The organism is Roseburia sp. AF42-8 (genome assembly GCF_003435965.1).
Classification (GTDB): domain Bacteria; phylum Bacillota; class Clostridia; order Lachnospirales; family Lachnospiraceae; genus Roseburia_C; species Roseburia_C amylophila.
The window spans coordinates 1-829 of sequence record NZ_QTVB01000138.1 but is presented as its reverse complement, the minus strand read 5'-3'; the positions used below and the strand labels follow the sequence as shown (position 1 = coordinate 829).

At 43.4% G+C, this 829-nt stretch carries 1 pseudogene; it reads left to right on the top strand.

What is annotated here, in order from left to right:
• Positions 1-827: pseudogene (locus DW059_RS15680) on the top strand (hypothetical protein); the annotation flags it as partial.
• Positions 828-829 lie beyond the last annotated feature (2 nt).

Below are 829 nucleotides of genomic sequence, written 5' to 3'. Positions count from 1 at the left end.
ATGAAGACAATAAAGATGTATATGATGCAATCTGTGAAGCGGAACAGAACCTAAAGGATGCAGCGGAAGAACGTGAGACGCAGGGAGTGTGGAAGACCGTTGCCGGAGTGGGTTTGCTTGTAGTAGGCGGAGTATGTATAGTCGCATCATGGGGAACAGCAACACCAATTGTTGCAGCCGCAGAGGGTATTGTTGGAACCGGAACGACTATTTTTGGAGTCGCAGATTCTGCGGAAGGTGCCCAGGATATTTATTATGGAAGCATCGGAGATATTGACAGTACCGCAGTAAATGACTTAAAATATGTGGTATTCCAAGGAAATGAGGAAGCATATTATCTGACAGAAAGTGTCTTTGCATTTGCAGCATCCGCAATGATTCCAATCGGTCAGGCGGCCTCAGCAGGAAACCTGACATTTCGAAGTGGAGCAACAATCGTTGCAAAAGAAGGAATTGCAACAGCAGCAGGTGCAGGAGCCCAGAAGTATACGACGGATTTAACTGGAAACCAGACCGCAGGAATGTTAGCAGGTATGGCAGCAAGTATGGCAACTGCGAAAGGACTGAATGGAATTGAAGCAGGAGCGAAGAAACTGGCGAAACCGAAGCTTGGAGATGTTGGAGACGGCGGAGGTTCAGCGTTTGCAAGAAATAATTTAAAATCTGTGTTAGCTAATGAAAGTTTGACATTAGATGAGTTTAATACACTTCGTTTAGCAGATGTAAATGAATTGTCAGCAGAACAAATTGGAAAATTAAAAAATATAAGAGAAGCAGTGCCTAAGATTGATAGTAATACAGTGATTCAAAAAAACTATTCCCTTTGAGG